The following is a 21,390-nucleotide window of genomic DNA, read 5'->3' as shown; positions in this document are numbered from 1 at the left end:
CGACCACAACTTTTTTATTCATTCCTTGTGTAATTAAACCGATGACCACTAGAATAATTGGAGTTATCCTAAGGGAGTTGGCTATATTTATAACGGTGGTTATGATACTGTCGGCTCTCATAGCATCCTCAGAAGCCACTCTACGCGGGGAATCCATTGGAAGTGCACTGCACCCCGCAAACCTCGTCAACAAAACAAAAGAGTACTTCCAGTTTTCGGCCGACGTCTTCAAAAATGAGGATGAAAAGGTAATAACGATAACTAGGGGCAACTCAACTCTCATATACTACATCCCAACCCCACACAGCATCTTCACTTCCACCGTTGGAACAACCCCGGGCACGTCAATTCTCCTGACCCTGGCAATTCTTTCGGTTTCGCTCCTGTTGATTCTCATCTTCGGAGCCCTGTGGGGCTTGAGAGCCGGTTATCGGGAAGGAATCCCAGATAGAATCCTGAGAATCCTCGGGCCCTCTTTCTCCGCTATTCCCGGCTGGTTCTGGGCAGTTGCACTCCTCTGGATTCTCTGGTGGAAGCTCAGCGTTCTCCCCCTGAGCTACCTCGACTACATTCATCGGGCAAGCGTTGAGGGCAGTGTTACCGTTTTCACCCACCTGAAGGGCCTGGCCCTGCCGATTCTCACCCTAACCCTGGTCAACATTCCCGTTTATGCAATGACCGTCAGGAACCTAATCATCAGGGCAAGGGAGGAGGACTACGTCATAACCGACGTCCTAAAGGGTCTCCCCAACGGCAGAATAGAGCGCAAGCTCCTCCGCGTTGTCCTTCCGAGCTTCCTGACCTTTACGAGCTATAGCTTCCTAAACCTGCTGATGAACGACATGGCGGTGGAGGTTCTCTTCAACGTTCCAGGAATCGGCAGGACGTTTATGATAGGAGTCGGGGAGTTAATCTTCTACCTAAAAGGGAGCATGCTCTTCTTTGCGAGTCTTATAATGTCCACCCTGTACTTCGTGAACGCTTCAATCCTTGAAGGCCTGTACCTAAAGCTCGACCCAAGGGTGAGGCGGGATGAGTAAGTTCTCGGTTCTTATAATAGCATTCTTCATTGCATTCTCAATCATTGGGCCCCACATGGTTGTCGAAAAAAACGCCGAGAACTGGAACAACGCCTCCTACTGGAAGTACAACCCCATCGGGGTTCCCCCTGAGTGGTACGGCAAGCTGGCAGGACTCCCCAAGACGGAATGGCTTGAGGGAACCTACCAGAACGGCAGTTTCGTGTACTACTACGACTTTCACTACGAGAGCGTTCCCCAGAACATCTTGGTCATCCCAAACCTCACCAAGAGCCTGAGGATATCAATCGTTGACCCGCGCGGAAAAGAGTATTCCGTCTGGAACGGAATAGTTCCCGATTCCCTCAACCTAGCCACCATCCGTTCATCGATAATGAATATCGCAGAGGAAAAGTGCAATCCAAAGCCAACGTGGTCCCAGCTCCTGTTCCACAACCCGCTCAAGGCAGTATTCGCCGAACCAGGAACGGACTGCGTCTTCCATTTCGTCCCGCTAAAGGGAACCTACAAAATTGTAATAACTGGTACATTCGGAAAGCTCGAACCCAACGACGAGCCGAAGGTTAGAGTCCTAGGGTTAAGCTACGGCAGGCTGGGGACGGATGCTTACGGGAGGGACGTTTGGACAGGCTACGCCTACGGCGCAAGGGAAACGATAATGGTTTCAATACTCGGCGCGGGCATTCTCGCGCTCCTCGCCTTTGCCGTAGGCTCCCTGAGCGTCATTTCAACGAAGTTCGGTTCCATAGTAAACGCGGCCTCCAAGATTTTAACCTCAACCCCATCCCTGCCACTGGCAGTGCTCCTCGTCGTAATTCTCGGCCATATCGAGTATGGTCTAACTCCCAATGACATCAAGATACACGTCAACCCCTACGTGATGGCGCTCATAGTCGCCATAGTCTTCATAGGCACCTCTTCGAGGGAAATCCGCTCCATAGTCGAGGAGGAGCTCAGAAAGGAGTACATAGAGTCAAGCAGGGCAATGGGAGCAAGCCCACTCCAAATCCTGAGGTTTCACATACTTCCGGTTCTGCTTCCGTACGTGGTTTACCTCTTTACAATCTCAGTACCAGGGATAATAGCCTTCATAACCCTCCTCGGGTTCTTCCACGTCGTTCCGGGGTTCAACTGGGGCACCATAATGAGCACGCCCCTGATGGCTGGAATAGCGAGATATGTCCCATACTGGTGGCAGATAGTCCCCCTCGGCCTCTCCCTCGGTCTGATAGCCTACGCTTTTATAGACCTTGGAAGGTTCCTCGAGATAAGGTTCCTCAAAAGGTCTAAAACCTGAAACGCGTATTAAATGTGGTGGTGACGTTGCTGACCAAGGTTCTAGCAATCCTTCTCCTGTTAGCGTTTCCCTTCATAAACCTGACAATGACGGTATTCAGGCTAGCGGGTAAGTTGGCAGGAACGACGCTCAAGAGGACCCTTCATATCGACGTTCCCAGGAACCAGAAGAAAACCCTCGAACGGCTGTTCACCCCAATTTGGATCATAGTAGGCCTCTACGGGGCGTGGAAGGTTCGCTGGGACTACCTGGCCATGGTCTTCGCCTTTCTGGCCTTCAGAAGCGGTGCTAACGTCTCCAGGACGTTAGTTTACAGCGTTCACGACGGCAAGATTATCGAGAAGTACACGAGCGATAGCAGGGTCCTCGGGATAATCGGGAAGGCCGTTAAGGTGAGCCTGCTCCTTGAAGGCATGTTCGTTGTAGCTTTCGCGCTGGCCTACAAGGCCCTTTCTCTAACGACAACAGCAACGGGAACATCGACGACGCTGTTCGTGATGACCCTCTGGTTGGCGGGCCTAATCTTCGGAGCAATCTTCGGCTGGTTCATAGCGAGGAACAACGAGGGAATCCTCCTTGAAGACCAGATAACCGTAGTCCTGCTCTTCGCCGGAAAGAAGGGCAAGGAGAAGACCGAGGAAACGATTGACTCGGTTCTTAAAACTGCTAAGGGCTTCGAAAGGTGGAGGTAACCTTATAAAACGCGCCCCCTTCCTTTCGCCATGCTGAAGTGCTCACTCTGCGTCAACGATGAGAGAACTTCAAGAATAGACATCGTAAACGGAAAGCCAATATGCCGTGAATGTCAGGTTTACCTAAAGCACCCCCTCGACAGGGAGAAAATCAGGAAGGAACTTGAAGAACTCATGAAGGACGTCGACAGGGCAGTGGTTGCCTACTCCGGCGGAAAGGACAGCGTTGTTGCGCTCTATTTAGCCAAGGAAGTCTACAAAGTTCCGGAGCTCGAGGCGGTGATGATAGACCACGGGCTCATGGCCGAGGAAGCTATAGAGAACGCGAAGCGAATAGCCAAGCATCTTGGAGTTCCATTCAAAGTCTTACGCCACGACTACTCCGACATATTCAGAAACGCCCTCCTGAAGGGCCAGAGCCCATGCCGGGCCTGCTCGAAGAGGACGATGGAGAAGCTGAGGAAGTACGCCCTTAGGAACGGATACAAGTACATAATAACCGGCCACGAGCTTCCATTCGGCCACCACCCGTATAGGCTCATGAGCGGTGGAGTCGTTCAGATTAGGCTCCTCTCAATGATGACCGAGAGGGAGCGCTTTGAGATACTGAAAAAGCTCCCCTTTGAGTTTCCTGAGTTACCCGGCTACACCACCAACTGCCTCGTTCTTGGGCCGGCTCTGCAGCTCTACTGGGAGAAGCACGGCCACAGCTTCGAACACAGACGAATAGCGGCTCTCGTTCGCTACGGCCTCATGAGCAGGGAGAGGGCGGAGGAGGAACTCCAAAAGCCGGAGGTACCAGAGGAGCAGTGGAAGATTGTGCTGGAAAAGCTTGGGCTGGATAGAAACAGGTTCAAAGTTTAATAAATTTAATAAAAGGGAAATCGAGAAAAAGCCCACAAACTCCCTGAGAGCCCTTTGAAATTTTTCAATTTCTTACGGAAGGGAACGAGGACTGAAAAAGGAAAAATGTCAAAACTTTTAAACTCATGATGAGTATTTCTCATGGTGGAATAAGTGGGTGCGCGAAGACAAGTTGGAAAAGTAATAGTCAAAAACTTCGTGTTTTTTACCGTCGCCGTCTTCGTGTTCCTAATTCTCGTGACGTCTGCCCAGTGGAAGTTAACACAGTACAAAATACAAGACGTCTTTACGCAGAACCTCAAGGTCATACACGAGAACAGGCAGTACTTTGAGGCCCAGATGGAAAAGCTGGGAATGAACGAAACTGAGTACGCATGGTACTGGACGTATAAGGTGCTCAGGATAAAGCCAACTTTCACGGGAACCCTTGAGTACTACTTCAAAACCTCCCTATCCGTTTTCAAAGACCTCGGGAGCGCAGGACTCAAGGGCTTCAGCCACCCTATGGGCTATTACCTCAAAAACACCATCGTAATCCTAATCCTCGTGGAACTGTGCATTCTCGCAGTTGGAACGTACCTCGGCCTACGGGCAGGCTACAGGGGCGGACGCCTTGATTCCGTGATTTCCACCATGGCCCAGCTCTTCTCCGCAATTCCAGTGTGGTTTATAGGCGCCGTTGTGTTCCTGCTCGCTTGGAGGTTTTCAGTCCTTCCTGATTTCGCCATGAGAATCCAGCTCGCCTCAACTGAGGGTTCCCCCGGGCTGGGTGAGTACGCCGTCGGCTTCGCCCTGCCCGCTATCGCAATGATTCTCTCGGCAACGTGGGAGTACGCCTTCACGCTGAGGAACATCGTCGTGAGTGAAAGGAAGAGCGACCACATAACCTACGACATAGCAAGGGGCCTGCCCGACGGCAGAATCATGAAAAAGCTCCTCCGTGTGGTCTTTCCGAGTTTTCTAACCTACACAACCTACAACTTCATGGACGTTTTCATGAGCGTCCTCGTCATAGAGCTCGTCTTCGACGTTCCAGGCCTCGGATACATCCTGCTACACTCCTTCAGGGTAATCAACAAGCCGCCGGAGGGCGTTGGGTTCGTCTACTACCCAGAGGCCATCTTTGTCGTTGGTTTTGCCATGCTGTTGATTTACTTCATCAATTCGCTCCTGACCGAGATAGTCTACGTATACCTTGACCCGAGGGTGAGAAGACAATGAGGAAGATGAAGGCAGGCTTTGCGATTCTCCTAATCTACGTCCTCCTCGCACTCATCTCACCCCACGTGATTCCAGCGGAGGACATCAAGAACTGGAACTACAAAACCTACTGGCTGAAGAATCCCAGAATGGCCCCACCAGAGTGGGTTAACCTCTTTGGAAAGAACCTTCCTCCAACGGGAAACCTGAGGGAGGAAAAGCCCGGAGAGTACGTGTACAACTTCCACTACGACCAGCCACCACAGGACATCCTAATAATACCCCCAGCAAACTGGTCCGGCTTCGTAGAAGTAAAGGTACTGACACCGGACGGGAAGAGAGTAACGCTCTACTCCGGCACCATAACGAGAATAACGTCCACAGAAAAGGCCTTTTTCACAGTTTTTGACCTCGCAAGACAGATGGGAGTCAACGACGACATCTCGGACATGGTAGTCAAGGGGGAGGGTCTTAAGATTCTGTTTTTCAGAAAGGAGGGAGACGAATGGGTTCCAGTAAAAGGAAAGTACACCTTCAGAGTCAACGCCTCATCAAAAATAACCCTCCGCGTCGTTGGAAGAACTTACGGTCCCCTCGGAACGGACTCGGACGGGAGGGACATAGCGGTTATATTCCTCGGTGGACTGCCCCAGACTCTTGTGATAGTTTTTCTGACCGCCCTGACAACGGTTCTCCTCGGCACGGCGACGGGCTTGTTCGGGGCCCTCTCAGGAAAGCTAGGAGCCCTAGTGGAAGGCTTTGCAAAGGTTTCCTCGATGCTCCCCCTTGTTCCAGCGATGATTCTCCTCGTCCCAATACTCGGAAGCGTCAGCTACTATGGAACCATAGGGATATCAACCGGTGCTTTCGTCCTTGCCCAGTCGCTCCTCCTCTTCGGCAAGGTCAGCCAGAACGTCAGAACAATAACCATGACAGAACTCTCAAAAGAACACATCCTCGCCTCAAAGGCCGTTGGTGGAAGCGAGCTCTGGATTCTTAAAAGGCACGTTCTGAAGGCCGTTCTACCCTACGCGGTTTCCCAGCTCATACTAACGGCGGCCAAGGTAATATCCATAATCTCAATCCTCGGATTCTTCAACGTCAACTTCGGCTTCAACTGGGGAGAACTGCTCGCGATGGTGGTAACCCAGAGGGCCATCTACAACGGCGCCTGGTGGATGGTCCTGCCCGTTGGAGTGGCCATAACGGTGATAGCGATAGCCCTCCTGCTGATAAAAAGCGAAGTGGAGGAGAGGTTCATCAATCCTTGGGAGAGCCTATGAGCTCCCTCAGCTTTTCCTTTGCAACGTCGAGAACGTCTTCCGGTTCCGCCTCAACCCTTCCCCTTGCCAGGTTGTCGGTTCCACCGCCCTTGCCGCCGAGCTCCTCGATGACCTTTGAGAGAAGCTCCTTCATTGACACATCAACTTCCTCGTTCCTGGCAAAGAGAACGTAATCCTCGCTCGCGAGGAGGAGTATCGAACCGGGGTTGTTCTCAACGAAGTTGACTGCGAATGCCTGGGCATCCTTCATGGGCCACTTCTCGACGAGAGTGACAACGTTGTAGTCCCCTATCTCCTCGGCCTTGTCAATCAAGGCCAGTCCCTTCCAGCGCCAGAGCTCGTGCCTGAGTTCATCGAGTTTTTCCTCCAGGGAATCCATCTCGGCCTTCAGTTCCCTAACCCTCTCAACGAGCGGCCTGTTCTTGTTCGGCATCTCGCCCAGAGCGCTCCAGTAGTCCTCAAGGAGCTCGTTGAGCGCCCTCAAAGCCCTGTTTCCGGCGACGAACTCTATCCGCCAGAGGTTCTTGGACTTCTTGTAGAAGCGGAGAACCTTGATGAACCCTATCTCGGAGGTGTTCCTAACGTGGGTTCCACCGCAGGGAGTCCTGTCAACGTCGCCGATGCTCACTATCCTGACCCTGTCAGTTACCTTGCTCACGTGCTTCCTGAGGGTCTTGACGATGTCGTCGGGAAGGTACTTGAACTCCTCGACCGTTACGGGAATTCCCTCCGCTATTATCCTGTTGGCCTCGATTTCGGCCTCGGTAATCATATCCCAGTCGAGCGGACCGTTGACCTCAATCTTGTTGTAGTGCTCGAAAATCTGGAAGCCCGTCGTGTCGAGGTCGTAGAGCTTCTTCAGAACGGCCGAGAGGATGTGCTGGCCGGTGTGGTTCTTCATGTTCTCGTATCTCCAGTCCCAGTCGAGCTTCAGCTTAACTTCCTCACCCTTCTCAGGAAGCCTGCCCTCGATAACGCCCTCGTGCCAGATTTCCTCCCGCTCCTTCACCTTAGTGACCTCTATTATGAACCCGTCGCCCTCTATAAGCCCCCTGTCGGAGGGCTGGCCACCGCCTTCAGGGTAGAATATCGTTCTGTCGAGGAGAACCTCAACGAGGCCGTTACCCAAATCCTTAACCTCAACCACCTTTGCGGTGGTCTCCGTGAGGTAGGGGTCGGAGTAGTAAAGCCTCTCCGTCATTCCCAACACCTCACCTTTCAGCATGCTCCTTCGCGTACTCGCTGACCATCATCCTGAGGAGTGAGGCGAGTTCCTTGTTGTATTTATCCTGCATGTCGGCGAACTTCCTCAAGGCCAGGGCTATTCCCTTAAGCCTCTTGATGTCGTTCACTATCTCCTCCTGCTCGCGCGAAATCTCGTCGAGGACGGAGCTAATCTCGACCATCGCCTCTATGTCCCTGCCGAGTATCTCTGTGCCCTCCTTAATCCTGTCCATTACAGCTAAAGCGTCGCGGAGCGTCTCGAGCTGACCCATGACGCGGGTGTTGAAGTCCTTTATTTCCTTGGCGAGGTTCATCGTTTGAACGGCCATTTTTCGAATCTCATCGGCAACCACCGCGAAGCCCCTCCCGGCTTCCCCAGCTCTCGCGGCCTCTATCGAGGCGTTCAGGGCAACGAGGTTGGTCTGCTTCGCCACGCTCGCTATCGAGTCGCTTATCCTCGACACGTACTCAAGGTTCTCAACGAGGGTGTTGAACTCCTGGGCAAAGACTTCAAAGCGCTGGAAGAAGGGCAGGAACTCCTCCTGAAACTTTTCGAGCTCCTTCATAACCTGAGACAGCTTCTCAATGTTCTCGATAATCACCATGTTGTTCTCAAGGAACTGTCCGCTAATCTGCTCCGCCAGCTCGTCTATGATTTTGCTGGACTCCCTGCTGGAGGTTTTTATACGAACCGACTGAGCCAGGGCGTTCGATGCCTTCTCGATGCTCCTGACGTTCATGATACCACCTCAGCGGTAGAGGTCAACGCCACACTTCAGGTTCTCGAGGAAGTCGTAAAAGCGCGGTATGAACCTCTTCGGTATTATCGCCCCGTGCTGGGGCAGTATGGCCTCAACGTCGAGGAACTTCACCCTGTCGAGCCAGGCCTTTATGGCCCGGTTGCTGGCCATAAGCCTCTCGTGAACCGGCCTCATCGCCTGAATGTGCCTTTCCATGTTCTCAACAACTATATAGGGCTCGTCCAGGAGCGCTATGCCGATATCGCCGGTGAAGAGGAACTTGCTTCGGTGGTCATATATCGTGAAGTGTCCTGGGCTGTGGAGGAAGTGGGCAGGTATGAACTCGAGGGTCGTTGCCCCAAAGGGCATAGTCTCGCCCTCGTCTGGTAACTCATGGGTTACCGCCCCGACGTCCTCAAATCCGAAGTGCGGCAAAAACCTCGTCCAGAGCCAGTGGACTATAATTTTCGCATTGCTCACCTCTCTCCACAGGGGCAAGCTACCGGCAACGTCCGGGTCCTGGTGGCATATGTAGACGTACTCGATGTCCCTCGGGTCGATGTACTTTGACGCGTTGGCGAGAACCTTCGAGAAAATCTTATACCCTCCGGGGTCTATGAGGATGCCCTTCCCCCTGCTGACTATGAGGTAGCTGTTGACGTCAACGTCCTCTCCGCCTTCCTGTGTTCCAAGATAGACGACGAGGTGCTCGTCATCGCGGTAGAGAACGTGGTCTTTTCTCGGGTCGAGTCCGGGCTCAATAAAGTACTCTCCCATCGCTCACCCCCAGCTTAATTACGAGAAGAGTATATTTAAGCGATTTGCCTACACAAGCACCTACATAAACGCCCCTCAGAAAAAGGAGAGCGCAAAGGGCTCAGGAACCGCCCCTGGCCTCGATTAACGCCTTAACCCTCTTGAGCCTGAAGAAGTTCTCGCGCTCCATCTCGTCGAGGCGCTGCTTGATGAACTTAACCGTTGCCTCCATGCGCGGGATTATGATGTACTCGAGCGCGTTGACGCGCCTCTTGGTGACCTCAATTTCCCTCGCGAGCCTCTTGAGGGTCTCCTCGACCTCCGCAAGGCGGACCGCTAAATCAAGAACCTCCTCGAACTTCTCGGCCACGAGGTCAACCTTGGCGGAGCTCGAAACGAAGGCGTAACCCCTCTCACCCGCGTTCCTCTTGAAGCTCTCGGCCTCGATGAGGGGAACCGGGACGCCCATGACGTTCCTCTTCCTAATCTCGACCTCCCTGTTGGGCTTCACGGAGAGGCTTATCTCCTTGAGGCGGAGCGTTCCAACGTCAATCTCAGCCATCTGAAGGGCCTCAAAAGCCTCCTTCATCTTAAGGTTGAGCTCGCGCCTCAGCTGAAGCGCCTCGTCGTAGATTGTAAAGAACTCCATGACCAGAGCGTCCTGCTTGTCCTTGAGGAGTTTGTGGCCCTTCTTGGCCAGCTGGATGCGCCTCTTCAGGTTGAGGAGCTCCATTCGCGTCGGCTTCACGTTGAGCAGTTCTGCCATCTCGACCACCTAAAAAGTTGGTAGGGGCTCACTCGCCCCTCTTCCTGTACTTGGGGTGGTACTTGAGGATGTACTCCTTCCTGACACGCTTGAGCTCGCTCTCCGGAAGCTCGGCAAGGAGCTCCCAGCCAAGGTCGAGGGTCTCGAAGATGCTCCTGTCCTCGTCGTAGCGCTGGGCGACGAATTCTCTCTCAAAGCGGTCGGCGAACTTGAGGTATCTCCTGTCGGTCTCGCTGAGAGCCTCCTCACCGACGACGGCGACGAGGTCCCTAAGGGAGCGTCCCTCGGCGTAGGCCGCGTAGAGCTGCTGGCTGAGCTGTGGGTGGTCCTCCCTGGTTCTTCCCTTACCGATACCGTCCTTCATCAGACGGCTGAGACTCGGAAGGACGTCAATTGGTGGATAGATACCCTTCCTGTGGAGCTCCCTGCTGAGGACTATCTGGCCCTCGGTGATGTAACCGGTAAGATCCGGAATCGGATGGGTGATGTCGTCGTCGGGCATCGTGAGGATTGGCATCTGGGTTATGCTTCCCTTCTTGCCCCTGACACGACCTGCCCTTTCGTAGATTGTCGCCAAATCGGTGTACATGTAACCCGGATAACCGCGCCTTCCTGGAACCTCTTCTCTGGCAGCGGAAATCTCACGCAGGGCCTCGGCGTAGTTGGTCATGTCAGTGAGAATAACCAGAACCTGCATGTCGTAGTCGAAGGCAAGGTATTCGGCAACCGTCAGCGCCATACGCGGGGTAATGATACGCTCGATTGCCGGGTCGTCGGCGAGGTTGAGGAAGAGGACGGCCCTCTCTATTGCTCCGGTCTCCTCGAAGCTCTTCTTGAAGAAGTTGGCCTCCTCGTAGGTGATACCCATCGCCGCGAAGACGACGGCGAACTGCTCCTCCTCACCGAGGACCTTGGCCTGCCTCGCTATCTGGGCCGCGAGCATGTTGTGTGGCAGACCAGAACCGCTGAAAATGGGCAGCTTCTGACCGCGGACGAGGGTGTTCATACCGTCTATGGCCGAGATACCGGTCTGGATGAAGTCCCTCGGATAGGCTCTCGCGACCGGATTGAGCGGTGCACCGTGAACGTCCCTCCTGTCCTCGGGGATGATTTCCGGTCCGCCGTCGATGGGCTTACCGATACCGTTGAAGATTCTTCCCAGCATGTCCATTGAAACGGGAACCTTGAGGGTCTCGCCTGTGAAGCGAACGCTGGTGGTCTTAACGTCCAAATCGCGGGTTCCCTCGAAGACCTGGACTATAGCGAGGTTCTCCCTGGCCTCGAGCACCTGTCCCTTCCTCTTCTCCCCGCTCTCGGTCTCTATCTCGACGACCTCACCGTAGGCAACTCCCTTGACGCCCTCGACAATCATCAGCGGGCCGTAAATCTTGCTAACGGTGGAGTACTCCATTCCCGGCATGAGCATCACGCCCCGTACTTCTTGAAGAGCTCTTCAAACTGCTCGTTCGTCTCATCGATGAGAGCCCTAATCTTCTCAACGTCGGGCTCGAACTTCATACGGCCAATCTTCTCCCTGACCGGGAGCTTGGCTATCTCGTCAACCGGAACGCCCCTGTCAACGGCCTCCATGGTCCTGTTGTAGAAGTTGAGGATTACGCGCATCATGGTGACCTGCTTCTTCGGCGGGCAGTAGGTGTCGACCTCGTCGAAAGCATCCTGCTGGAGGTAGTCCTCACGGAGCATCCTCGTAACGATGAGTATCGCCTTCTCCCTGTCGGGCAGTGCATCTGGACCGACGATTCTGACAATCTCCTGGAGTTCGGCTTCCTTCTGGAGGAGGGCCATAGCGGTGTCGCGCATCTTCCTCCACTCTGGGTCAACATTCTCGTGCCACCAGTCCTGAATGGCGTCGAGGTAGAGTGAGTAGCTCCTCAGCCAGTTGATTGCCGGGAAGTGCCTCCTCCTCGCGAGGTCGGCGTCGAGGGCCCAGAAGACCTTGACGACACGCAGGGTGTTCTGGACGACGGGCTCGCTGAAGTCTCCACCAGGCGGTGAAACGGCACCGATGACGGAGACACTACCGACCCTCGGCTCGCTTCCGAGGGTAACGACACGACCGGCACGCTCATAGAACTCCGCTATCTTGCTCGCGAGGTAGGCCGGATAACCTTCCTCACCGGGCATCTCCTCGAGACGGCCCGAAATCTCACGCAGGGCCTCGGCCCACCTGCTCGTTGAGTCTGCCATCAGAGCGACGTCGTAGCCCTGGTCGCGGAAGTACTCCGCTATGGTGATTCCGGTGTAGATTGAAGCCTCACGAGCAGCCACCGGCATGTTTGAGGTGTTGGCTATCAAAACCGTTCTCTCCATGAGCGGCTTCCCGGTCTTCGGGTCCTTGAGCTTGGGGAACTCCTCAAGGACGTCGGTCATCTCGTTTCCGCGCTCGCCACAGCCTATGTAAACTACCACCTGTGCGTCACTCCACTTCGCCAGCTGGTGCTGGGTGACGGTCTTTCCTGAACCGAACGGACCCGGAATGGCGGCTGTTCCACCCTTGGCTATCGAGAAGAAGGTGTCTATCGTTCTCTGTCCGGTGATGAGCGGAACCTCGGGCGGGAGCTTGTTCTTGTAGGGCCTCTTAACACGGACGGGCCACTTGTGGTACATCTTGAGCTCCTCTATGCTCCCGTCGGGCTTCTTGACCTTGGCAATAACCTCTTCGACGGTGTAGTCTCCTTCCTCGGCTATCTCGACTATCTCACCCTCGACCCATGGAGGAACGAGGATTTTGTGCTCGATGATGCTGGTTTCGGGAACGACACCGAGGATGTCTCCACCAGTGACCTTGTCGCCGACCTTAACGGTTGGCGTGAAGTGCCACTTCTTGTCCCTCGGCAGTGCAGGGGCGGTAAGACCCCTCGCTATGAAGTCTCCGCTGAGCTCGCGGAGCTTTTCAAGCGGTCTCTGAATTCCGTCGTACATCGAGGTGAGCAGACCGGGACCGAGCTCGACGCTGAGCGACGAACCGGTTCCCTCAACAGGCTCACCGGGCCTAATGCCTGCTGTCTCCTCGTAGACCTGGATGACTGCCTTGTCGCCTTCGAGACGGATGATTTCTCCGATGAGACCCATCTCACCGACGCGAACGACCTCGTACATCTTGCTTCCTTTCATGCCGTCCGCAACGACGAGTGGTCCCGTAACACGAATTATCCTTCCCATTTCCCTTCACCTCTTGAGCTCAACACCGATAGCCCTCCTGACTATCTCGCGGAGGGCCTCTTCACCGAACTTAGAGCCCGACTTATCGGGCACCTGAAGGATGATTGGAATCGTAACGTCCGGAATCTCAACCCTCTGGGCGAACCTCTCGGTTATGAGTATGATTCCCACGTCGCCCCTCTCAATGAGCTCCTTAAGCTTGTTCCTAAGCCTCTCCATCTCAAGGGGAGTGTCTTCAAAGGCGTAAACCTCGTGGGCCCCAGCCAGCTTGAAGCCCAGAGCGGTGTCCCTGTCGCCGAGCACGGCTATCTTCATGCCACCTCACCCGCGAGCTCCTTTATCCTTTCGGGCTCAACGCCGTTCTCTATCAGCTTGGCTATTGCCCTCAGCTTTCTGATTTCCCTCTCCTTCCTGAGGACGTAGCTCAGTGGCGTGGCTATGCTGAGCGGGTAGAAGCGTTCGAGCTCTGAAATCCTCTCGATTATGTGGTCGTTGAGTGCCTTCTCGAGGACGCTCAGGTCTTTCTCTATTTCCTCCCTGACGTCCCTGATTACCTGACCGTACTTAGTCGAGTCGAGCTCGGCTAAGGCCATGTCGAAGGAGTCAACGTGCAGGAGCGGGTCGAGCTTGACGGTTCCACCCGGAATCAGCATCGGCTTTGTCTCTTCCGCCGAGAGACCAGCTTTCTTTGCCCTGAGCGCGGTAAGGATGTTGACCCTGTCTATCGAGAGCCTCACGAACTCCTCTAAGATAATCCTCTCGTCGTCCTTCCTTGAGAGGGCATAGCTCAGCAGTTTTCCGTAGTGCATCCTGTAGAGCTCGGTCTCGAAGCGCGTGACGTCTATCTCGCCGAGCAGGAGCTTCTGGTAAACTTCCTCGTAGGGAGTTCCCTCGAGGATTACGAGGATTTCTTCGAGGGTCTTAGCCTCGGCCATCGCCTTGACCTTGGGAAGCATCGTTCCGAGCTCGACGACGTAGTCGCTCGCGGGCTCGTTGGCGAGCTTGGCCTTGACGACGTTGGCTATGTTCCTGACGTCCCAGCCCTCGAGGAGGAGCCCAAAGAAGCCCCTTGAGCGCTTGGGGAGTATCCTGAACATGAGCCCGTAGGTTCCGGCTAAGGCCCTCTCAAGGGCCCTCTCAACCTCCTCAACGGTGTAGCTTGAAACGTCGGCGAGGTAGTCCTTGTAGTCGGTGTCCTCCAGGTTCACGACGAAGTTCTGAAGGGTCCTGCTTTCAGCTAATTCGTTGAACTTCTGCTCTGTGAGGAGCTTCGCTTCCATGGCCTTGATTCTGGCGTTCGGATACGAGTAGGGGGTATATTTCCAGAGTATCCTGGCGGTCTTGTAGCCCACCCAAGTGAAGACGACTGCAATGGTGGTGTTGAGGATTCCCGTTACTGCCTCCATCTCAATCACCCGAAGAGGGCCTTGGCAATGGTAGCCCTCAGGTCACTCTCAAAGCGCTCTATCCTGGCCTCGAAAGTGTTGTCAACCCTAACCGTTCCGTCGGAGCTCTCCACGAGGATTCCGCCGATGGTCTGAATCGGCTCACCGACGGTGACCTCAACGTCCTTTCCAAGGAATTCCTTGAGCTTCTCCCTGAACTCGGGAAGCCTCTCAACGATGAGCTTGAGGGTCCTCTCGTTGGAGCGGACGATTACCTTATCGGTTCCGAGCTCCTCAACGGCCTTTGCAGTGAGTTCAACGAGCATCGGGAAGTACTCGTCCTCAGGAAGGTTCGCGAGCCTCTCCTTGAGGGACTCGATGACAGACCTTATGAGCTCCTCCTGAACGGCGAGCTTCTTCTTCCTGACCTCGAGCTTGGCGTTGGCTATTATCCTCTGCTTCTCTATCTCGGCCTGGGTCTTGGCCTTTCGGAGTATCCACTCGGCCTTGGCCTCCGCCCTCTTTCTGGCCTCTTCCTTGAGCTTCTCGGCCTCTTCTCTGGCTTCGCTGAGTATGTACTGTATCTTCTGCTCGGCCTCCCTGTTTATCTCCTGAATTATCAGTTCAGCCCCTTCCATCTTCAATCCTCCTCAAGCTGTAAAAAGGAGAGGGTTCAGAGACCGACGCCGGTGGCAATCATGATGAGCGCACCGACGAGACCGAAGATGGCCATGGTCTCGGCCATAGCGGCGAAGATGATGCCCTGGGTAAAGGTCTTCGGGTTCTTGGCAACGGCACCGATTCCAGCGCTCGCGATGATACCCTGCGGTATAGCGGAGAGACCGGTGAGGCCGACGGTAAGGCCGGCACCAAAGAGTATGGCGCTCTTAACTATGTTGTCGGTTGTTGCCTGAGCGAACTTGAAGCCGCCGCCTATGATTCCCGCGCTGAGCAGGATTAGGAACAGCGTAATGAGACCGTAGATGCTCTGGGTCATCGGCAGACCTTCGAGTATCAGCGCGTTCTTGAAGTTCTTCTCGTCCTCTGCAACGACTCCTGCAGCTGCGGCACCTGCCACTCCAACACCAAAGGCCGAAGCGGCTCCAGCCAGCCCTGCCGCGAGGGCGGCACCAAGGGATACGTAAACTATCGGGTCCATCCTTCATGCACCTCCATCAGCTTTCAACTCGAGTTTTGAAACCTCCCTCTTGGACTTGAACGGGGTGAAGGGCTTTCCATCGCCCGAGTAAAAGGTTCCGAAGAACTCAACGTACTGGAGACGGAGCGAGTGAACGAACGCTCCGAGGGCGTTTATGGCAGTCGAAAACAGCTGACCGCCGACGAAGATAATCAGACCTATGATGATTCCGAGCGGAACGACGCTTATCTTGATTCCCCAGACCATGTCTACTAAAACGTTGATGACCATCGCTATTCCGCTGGTTGCCAGTGCGAGGGCCATGAGCCTTGCGTAGCTGAGCCAGGTTCCCACGAAGCCGAAGAAGTCCGAGATTATCATCAGCGCCGCGAGTCCGCCGTTGGCAACTATCTCGCCGATTGCGAAGAGTACTATGCCGATTCCGAAGAGTGCCTTAGCGGGCATTGCAAGAGAGGCGTTCCTGGTCGCGAGGAGGACTATGGCGATTATAATCAGCATCCAAGGAAGCTGCTCAAGTACTGCCCCCTTGACGTCGCCGTTCTTCCACTTGACTATGAAGCCTATGGTGTAGCCAGTGAAGAGGTGCGCGAGACCTATGGCGAGTGCAAGCATTAAGACAAACATCGGGTCTTTTAACGCATCCGCTATGCGCCAGAACTGGGCGTTCGGATTGCCCGTGACGTACTGGAGGACTATGTCTCCTGCGTTGCCGAAGTAGCTGCCGAAGAGGATTCCCATGAGCATCGTGAAGACCGAGCTCCAGAGAAGGGTGTAGGCGAACTTGTAGGTTCCGTCGTTGAACTTCTTGTGTCCCTTGACGAGAAGTGCCGCGACGATGCCGACGATGAGACCGTACATGAAGTCGGTGAGCATGAAGCCGAAGAAGAACGAGTACGTGAAGGCTATAATCGGCGTTGGGTCTATCTCGTCGTACCTCGGAACGCCGTACATCTCGGTGAGCATCTCGAAGGGTTTCGCCCAGCTTGGGTTCTTGAGCTTAATCGGAATCTCCTCGATTTCCTCTCTGCTCGGCTCGCGGACGTTTATGTAGGCCTTACCCTCGGTGACCTTCTTTATCCCTTCAAGGACCTTTGGAACGTCAACCCTCGGGAGCCAGCCCGTTAATGCGAAGGTCATGTTCGTCCTCGCGAGCATCGGGAGCACTGAGGCCTTGTCGCGCTCGTTTTCCATCAGCTCCTGGTAGAAGACGACGTCGTCGTAGTACTTCTCGGCGAGCTTTTCGGCTTCCTTCTTCGTCTTGTCGAGCTCCCTGAGCTTAGCATCGAGCTTCTTCCTGTACTCCCTGACGAGTTCCTCGGGCGTTCCCTCTCCCTCGGGAACCTCAATCCTCTCAAAGGAGTGCTTGGCCAGGACGGAGTTGACCTTATCGTGGTCTTTTGAAAGGTTTGCAACGACGAGGAGCGCCTTGTCGCCGAGCTCTTTGCTCACAAGGGCGACCCTACCCTCCGTGATTTTCCTAAGGTCTTCGATGAGCGCCTGGAGCTTTAGCCTTTCAACGGAACCGACGGAAACCTCGACGAGACCGCTGTGCCTGAGGTACTGAACGGGAAGCTTGAAGACGGACAGGAGTTCTAAGGTGGCTATGGCCTCTTTAATCCTCTCAATCTCGGTCTGAAGCGAGCTGAGCTTCCCTTCAACGGCCCTTATCTCGGGCTCAGCCTTTGCGAGGAACTCCTCAACGTCCTTGATGAGCTTCTCAATGCCCTCGTAGCGGTAGGTTCTCTTGGCCTTCTCCTTGGGGAAGAAGAACTCCTTTATTCCCCCTCCATGAGCCTTCTTGTGGGCCTTCAGGAAATCAACGAGCCTTGAGATTGTTATGCTGTAGGAAGCGGCCTTCCTGTGGTACTCGTTGGGAGCATCTTTCTGGGCGATTTTAACGTCGAGCTCGCGAATCTCCACGAGCCCGGCCTCGTGAAGGTAGGTCAGCAGCTCGTCCTTGTAGCGGTTGAGCGTTATGACGTCGAGCTTGACCATCTCCTCGGGCCTGAACATCTCAGCCCCCTCTCACGAGCTCTATTGCCTGGGTTATGGCGCTCTCGAAGTTGGCCTCGGCCTTCGCGCGGAGGGACTCAATCTCCCTCTCGCCCTCCTCAAGAATCTTCTTGGCCTCGGCCTCCCCCTCTTCCCTAGCTTTCTGAACGAGGGAGTCTGCCTCAACCTGAGCCTTGGCGAGGATTTCCTCTTTTATAGCCTTTGCTTCTTCCTTGGCCCTGAGGACGATGGCCTTTGCTTCCTCCTCGGCCCGCTCAATACGCTCCTCTGCTTCCTTTTCTGCATCAACAATCCGCTTGATGACGTCCTCCATGAGCCGTCCCTCCGATGACCCTGAAAACAGTTGAGCTTTTCGCCACCTTTGGCTTCCCTAACTGGTTTAAATAGTTTATGGTTTGGGGTAGGGACATGGAAAAATGATTAGAGGGGTGCACGCATTTTCGTCGGATTTTAGGTCTACTCCCCGCCCTCCAAAAGTTCCTTCACTTCCTTGAGGACGGAGTTCTTGGCAAAGACGATGACCTGACCTTTCTCGGGCAACTTCGTATCGCCGGAGGGAATGATTAAGTTGCCCTTTTCGTCGTAAACCGCTATAATCAGCGCGTCCTTGGGGAGGTTGAGCTCCTTAACGAGCTTTCCAGCAATCCTGCTGTTCTCGTCTATCGTGAACCTCACTATCTCGGCCCCCTCCTTGGGGAAGAGAACGCGGTCAAAGCCCGGTGTGACTATGTTCCTGCTGATGTATTCGGCCGCTATCTCCTCCGGCGAAATCACGAAGTCGAAGTACTTCTTCAGGTCGCCGACTTCTTCGAAGATTTTCTTATTCTTTGGGTTGCTTATCCTCAGCGAGGTCTTGACGTTCGGGTTGAGGTTCTTAGCCAAGATGCAGGCGAGCAGGTTGGCGTCGTCCTTGCCCGTTAAAGCGGCAAAGGCGTCGGCCTGCTTTATGTTTGCTTCTTCCAGCGTCTTCGGGTCCGTTGCGTCGCCCTCTATGACGAGGCCATTTATCTGCATCGAGAGCTCCTTCGCCCTGTCCCTGTCCATCTCTATTATCGTGACGTCGTGGCCGTCCTCCTCAAGCATCTTGGCGACGAGGTAGCCAACCCTTCCGGCACCCATTATTATAACGTACATCAGTCCTCACCGACGAGGTACTTGGCTATCTCAGCGTAGGCAGGCCTCGTGATGAATATTCCTATGAGGACGCCGATGATGGTCGTCACCGCGAAGCCCTTCAGCGTTCCGACGAAGTAAACCAGGAGGAAGCTCATGGCCGCTACCGTGGTTGCTGCCGAGGCGAATATGATGAAGAACGCCCGTCCAATCCTCTTGAGCGTGCTTGAACGCCTCGTTATCTTCGTGAGCTTTTCGCCCCCGAGGAGCTCGTCGGTTATGACTATCTGCTGGTCTACTCCCGTACCTATTGCCGCGATGATGCCCGCTATGCTCGGCAGGTCGAGGTTCCACTTGATTAAGGCGGCGATTCCGAGGATTATGAGAACCTCAAAGAAGCTCGTACTGGCAATGGGTATGGCTATCCCCCACTTCCGGTAGTGGAAGTAAACGATTAGAAGCACGGCTATGAGGGCGCCTATTCCCGCGTAGAGAGCTTGGGTCCTGAAGTTCTCACCGAGCTTAGGAGAGATAAACTGCATTCCGATGACCTTGAGCTTGACCGGAAGCGAACCGCTCTTGAGGACGGTGTAAACGGTCTTGGCCTCCTGCTCCGCCTGAAGCCTGTCAGAGGCATGACCGGTTATCTGAACGTCGGTCTGAGGTTCGCCGTTGGCAAGACCCTCACCGAGTGAATACGGGCCATAGAGACCGAGAACGCTGCGAACGAGCTCCGCATCACCAACACCGCTCTGTCTCGGTACGTAGCGGACGCTCACGTTCATTGCCCTGAGCTCGTCAACGAGGCTCGTTCCAACGTCAACGAGAACTATCGGCTTACCGTCGGCGAGCTTCTTGATCTCCTCAGCGCTCTGATTGGCGTAGGCTATCGTGGTTACGTTAAATGCCCTGTTGATTCTCTCTATGAGGTAGGGAGCCTGAGGTGCCTGAGCGTTGAAGGCGGTGCTGTTCATGAGGTCGTACATGCTCTTGGGAACAACGAGGAGCGAGTTAACGGGAGGGTCGAGGAACATGTCAACGGGCCAGCCGGCCTTACCCTTTGCAAGCTTCGCGAACTTCTCAGCGGCTTCCTTAGAAATCCTGAATGGAACAGCCCAGCTGTTATCCGGCTTAATCTGATACACCCCGACGTAGGTTATGTCCTTGCCCGTTCCAAATATCACGCCGTCGAACTCCATGTAGAAGACACCCTGGCTCTCAATAACCCTCTTGAGAGCGTTCGCCTCCTCAGGACTCGTTACGTTTGCCACCTTGACGAGGACTATCTGGTCCCCCTGGGCCTCGACGCTTATGTCTCTCAATCCAAAGGTGTTCAAACGCTTCTGGAGTGAATCAGTGACGAGCTCCATCGTCTTGGAGTCAACGGGGTGCTCTGTCTGGGCAACTATGGCAACTCCACCCGCGATGTCTATTCCATAGGTTAATGGACGAACGGCAAGCGTCGCTATCGAGCCGACGACGAAGATGATGAGCAGGAGAACCTTCCAGTTGAAGAGGAGCTTCTTAAGCTTCCTGTTCATGCCTTAACCCCCCTTGTGGTGAGATACCAGCGGAGAACACCGGCGTTGAAAATCCAGGTGTTCATGAAGTCCGCGAGGAGACCGAAGATGAGGACTATGGCAATGTTGTCTAACGTCGGCGACGTTGAGACTAACCAAAGCACGAGGAGCGCTCCAAGAGTTGTAGTGCTCATTGTAAGACCTGTTGAAACCGCGCTTAGATATGCCTCCTCTATTGTGTCCTCCTTCCTGCGCGTGAGCTTGGTTGTGAGGAGGATGTTGCTGTCGACGGTGTAACCTATGAGCATCAGCAACGCGGCTATCGTCGCGGTGGTAAGCTGGATTCCGAAGACCCCCATAAGGGCAACGGCTATAACCATGTCCGAGAGGGCTGAGAAGATTATCGCCAGCGATGAGACGGGATTCCTGAAGAACAGGAAGACCACCACCGCCATCGCAAGGAAGGCGAAGGCTATTGCCCTTATTCCCTGCTTCTTTGCGAGCTCTCCAAAGGTGGGCTGAACTTCGCTGTGAGTGTAATCCGCGTCTGGATACTTCTGCCCGAGGAGGTTGATAATCCTTGCCGGGTCAACACCACTCGGAGCGTAAACGCGGATTCCCTTCGTTCCCTCTACGCTCGTGAAGCTCTCAACGTTTACGTTGACGCCGAGCTCGCTTCTGAGCCACTTCTCAACCTGGTCTGGGTTCGCGTTCACACCGTAACCGGTAACCACGACACCGCCCTTGAGGTCAATGCCAAGCGGGGGAAAGTGCACCGCCAGCAGGAGCAGTGCGACTATGAAAACCACGAGCGGGTAGATTATCATCTTCCTTGGTTCCATCTCGGCCAAAAACCTGAGCTTTTCGCGCTTTTTCGCCCGGAACTCGTTGACCTCCCCGGGCTTTTTAGCCTTCTTCCTGGCCATACGTTCACCCCTGAGAGTTTTTAATCCCAACTTGTGGTTAATTTGAAGGGCGAGTTTTAAAATTAGTGGTTCGCTGGTTTAAGTTGAGCACCACTCACCAGAAAGGTTTAAACGGCTTCACAAGCCTTAAAGTCCGTTTTGGCAGAGAGTAACAGAATTCTCCGAAAACTGCCAGAAACTTTCAGTTTAAATCAATAAAGCTCCGTTCCGGTTAGTTCAGAACCGAAAC

The 21,390-nt window shown here is 54.4% G+C and carries 21 protein-coding genes; 6 read left to right on the top strand and 15 right to left on the bottom strand.

Going from position 1 to position 21,390, the window contains the following annotated elements; genetic code table 11:
• Window positions 1-41: 41 nt before the first annotated feature.
• The 6 genes from MVO87_RS01985 to MVO87_RS01960 all read left to right on the top strand — a co-directional run bounded on the left by MVO87_RS01985 (window position 42) and on the right by MVO87_RS01960 (window position 6,376).
• Complete coding sequence (locus MVO87_RS01985) at window positions 42-1,040, top strand: ABC transporter permease subunit (RefSeq protein WP_297551999.1); 999 nt, start codon at window positions 42-44, stop codon at window positions 1,038-1,040.
• The gene (locus MVO87_RS01980; RefSeq protein WP_297551997.1) at window positions 1,033-2,337 is read left to right on the top strand and encodes an ABC transporter permease; all 1,305 of its coding nucleotides are present in this window, start codon (window positions 1,033-1,035) and stop codon (window positions 2,335-2,337) included. Before MVO87_RS01985 ends, MVO87_RS01980 begins: the two co-directional genes overlap by 8 nt.
• A gap of 17 nt (window positions 2,338-2,354) precedes the next feature.
• Entirely contained in the window at window positions 2,355-3,029 is a 675-nt protein-coding gene (locus MVO87_RS01975) for a hypothetical protein (RefSeq protein WP_297513246.1), read from the top strand.
• A gap of 30 nt (window positions 3,030-3,059) precedes the next feature.
• On the top strand, window positions 3,060-3,893 hold the full coding sequence (locus MVO87_RS01970) for a PP-loop family protein (RefSeq protein WP_297513249.1): 834 nt from the start codon (window positions 3,060-3,062) through the stop codon (window positions 3,891-3,893).
• Window positions 3,894-4,046: 153 nt separating this feature from the next.
• Complete coding sequence (locus MVO87_RS01965; protein WP_297513251.1) at window positions 4,047-5,114, top strand: ABC transporter permease subunit; 1,068 nt, start codon at window positions 4,047-4,049, stop codon at window positions 5,112-5,114.
• Window positions 5,111-6,376, top strand: coding sequence for an ABC transporter permease subunit (locus tag MVO87_RS01960; protein WP_297513253.1), 1,266 nt, complete (start codon window positions 5,111-5,113; stop codon window positions 6,374-6,376). Before MVO87_RS01965 ends, MVO87_RS01960 begins: the two co-directional genes overlap by 4 nt.
• Here MVO87_RS01960 and MVO87_RS01955 read toward each other — a convergent pair.
• From MVO87_RS01955 to MVO87_RS01885, 15 genes are all read right to left on the bottom strand, one after another.
• Window positions 6,354-7,577, bottom strand: coding sequence for an alanyl-tRNA editing protein (locus MVO87_RS01955; protein WP_297513256.1), 1,224 nt, complete (start codon window positions 7,575-7,577; stop codon window positions 6,354-6,356). The two genes, MVO87_RS01960 and MVO87_RS01955, sit on opposite strands and share 23 nt — an antisense overlap.
• Window positions 7,578-7,587: 10 nt before the next feature.
• Entirely contained in the window at window positions 7,588-8,340 is a 753-nt protein-coding gene (locus tag MVO87_RS01950; protein WP_297513258.1) for a methyl-accepting chemotaxis protein, read from the bottom strand.
• Window positions 8,341-8,349: 9 nt separating this feature from the next.
• The gene (locus MVO87_RS01945; RefSeq protein WP_297513260.1) at window positions 8,350-9,117 is read right to left on the bottom strand and encodes an oxygen-binding di-iron domain-containing protein; all 768 of its coding nucleotides are present in this window, start codon (window positions 9,115-9,117) and stop codon (window positions 8,350-8,352) included.
• A 100-nt stretch (window positions 9,118-9,217) separates the two neighbouring features.
• Window positions 9,218-9,862: a V-type ATP synthase subunit D gene (locus tag MVO87_RS01940; protein ID WP_099209546.1), complete on the bottom strand. Its 645-nt coding sequence runs from the start codon at window positions 9,860-9,862 to the stop codon at window positions 9,218-9,220.
• A gap of 28 nt (window positions 9,863-9,890) precedes the next feature.
• Window positions 9,891-11,282 (bottom strand): ATP synthase subunit B, encoded by a 1,392-nt coding sequence (locus tag MVO87_RS01935; protein ID WP_297513268.1) that lies wholly within the window; start codon window positions 11,280-11,282, stop codon window positions 9,891-9,893.
• Between the two features lie 5 nt (window positions 11,283-11,287).
• On the bottom strand, window positions 11,288-13,045 hold the full coding sequence (locus MVO87_RS01930; RefSeq protein WP_297513261.1) for an ATP synthase subunit A: 1,758 nt from the start codon (window positions 13,043-13,045) through the stop codon (window positions 11,288-11,290).
• A gap of 6 nt (window positions 13,046-13,051) precedes the next feature.
• A complete protein-coding gene (locus MVO87_RS01925; RefSeq protein ID WP_297513263.1) occupies window positions 13,052-13,360 on the bottom strand; it encodes a V-type ATP synthase subunit F in 309 nt (102 codons plus the stop codon).
• Window positions 13,357-14,457 carry a V-type ATP synthase subunit C gene (locus MVO87_RS01920; protein WP_297513270.1) on the bottom strand — a complete coding sequence of 367 codons (1,101 nt, stop codon included), beginning with the start codon at window positions 14,455-14,457 and terminating at the stop codon, window positions 13,357-13,359. Before MVO87_RS01920 ends, MVO87_RS01925 begins: the two co-directional genes overlap by 4 nt.
• Entirely contained in the window at window positions 14,457-15,068 is a 612-nt protein-coding gene (locus MVO87_RS01915; RefSeq protein WP_297551995.1) for a V-type ATP synthase subunit E, read from the bottom strand. The genes MVO87_RS01920 and MVO87_RS01915 overlap by 1 nt, the downstream gene beginning before the upstream one ends.
• 35 nt (window positions 15,069-15,103) lie before the next feature.
• Window positions 15,104-15,589 carry an ATP synthase subunit C-like protein gene (locus tag MVO87_RS01910; protein ID WP_297467928.1) on the bottom strand — a complete coding sequence of 162 codons (486 nt, stop codon included), beginning with the start codon at window positions 15,587-15,589 and terminating at the stop codon, window positions 15,104-15,106.
• 3 nt (window positions 15,590-15,592) lie between these two features.
• Complete coding sequence (locus MVO87_RS01905) at window positions 15,593-17,602, bottom strand: V-type ATP synthase subunit I (RefSeq protein WP_297516676.1); 2,010 nt, start codon at window positions 17,600-17,602, stop codon at window positions 15,593-15,595.
• A gap of 1 nt (window position 17,603) precedes the next feature.
• On the bottom strand, window positions 17,604-17,915 hold the full coding sequence (locus tag MVO87_RS01900; protein WP_297516677.1) for a V-type ATP synthase subunit H: 312 nt from the start codon (window positions 17,913-17,915) through the stop codon (window positions 17,604-17,606).
• A gap of 143 nt (window positions 17,916-18,058) precedes the next feature.
• Entirely contained in the window at window positions 18,059-18,736 is a 678-nt protein-coding gene (locus MVO87_RS01895) for a potassium channel family protein (protein ID WP_297516678.1), read from the bottom strand.
• Window positions 18,736-20,256: a preprotein translocase subunit SecD gene (locus MVO87_RS01890; protein ID WP_297551993.1), complete on the bottom strand. Its 1,521-nt coding sequence runs from the start codon at window positions 20,254-20,256 to the stop codon at window positions 18,736-18,738. The genes MVO87_RS01895 and MVO87_RS01890 overlap by 1 nt, the downstream gene beginning before the upstream one ends.
• Window positions 20,253-21,161: a protein translocase subunit SecF gene (locus MVO87_RS01885; RefSeq protein ID WP_297515974.1), complete on the bottom strand. Its 909-nt coding sequence runs from the start codon at window positions 21,159-21,161 to the stop codon at window positions 20,253-20,255. Before MVO87_RS01885 ends, MVO87_RS01890 begins: the two co-directional genes overlap by 4 nt.
• Between the last annotated feature and the right edge of the window lie 229 nt (window positions 21,162-21,390).

Source organism: Thermococcus sp., from assembly GCF_027063845.1.
Lineage (GTDB): Archaea > Methanobacteriota_B > Thermococci > Thermococcales > Thermococcaceae > Thermococcus.
The sequence above is the reverse complement of the archived record's forward strand: the minus strand, read 5'-3'. Positions and strand labels throughout refer to the sequence as shown.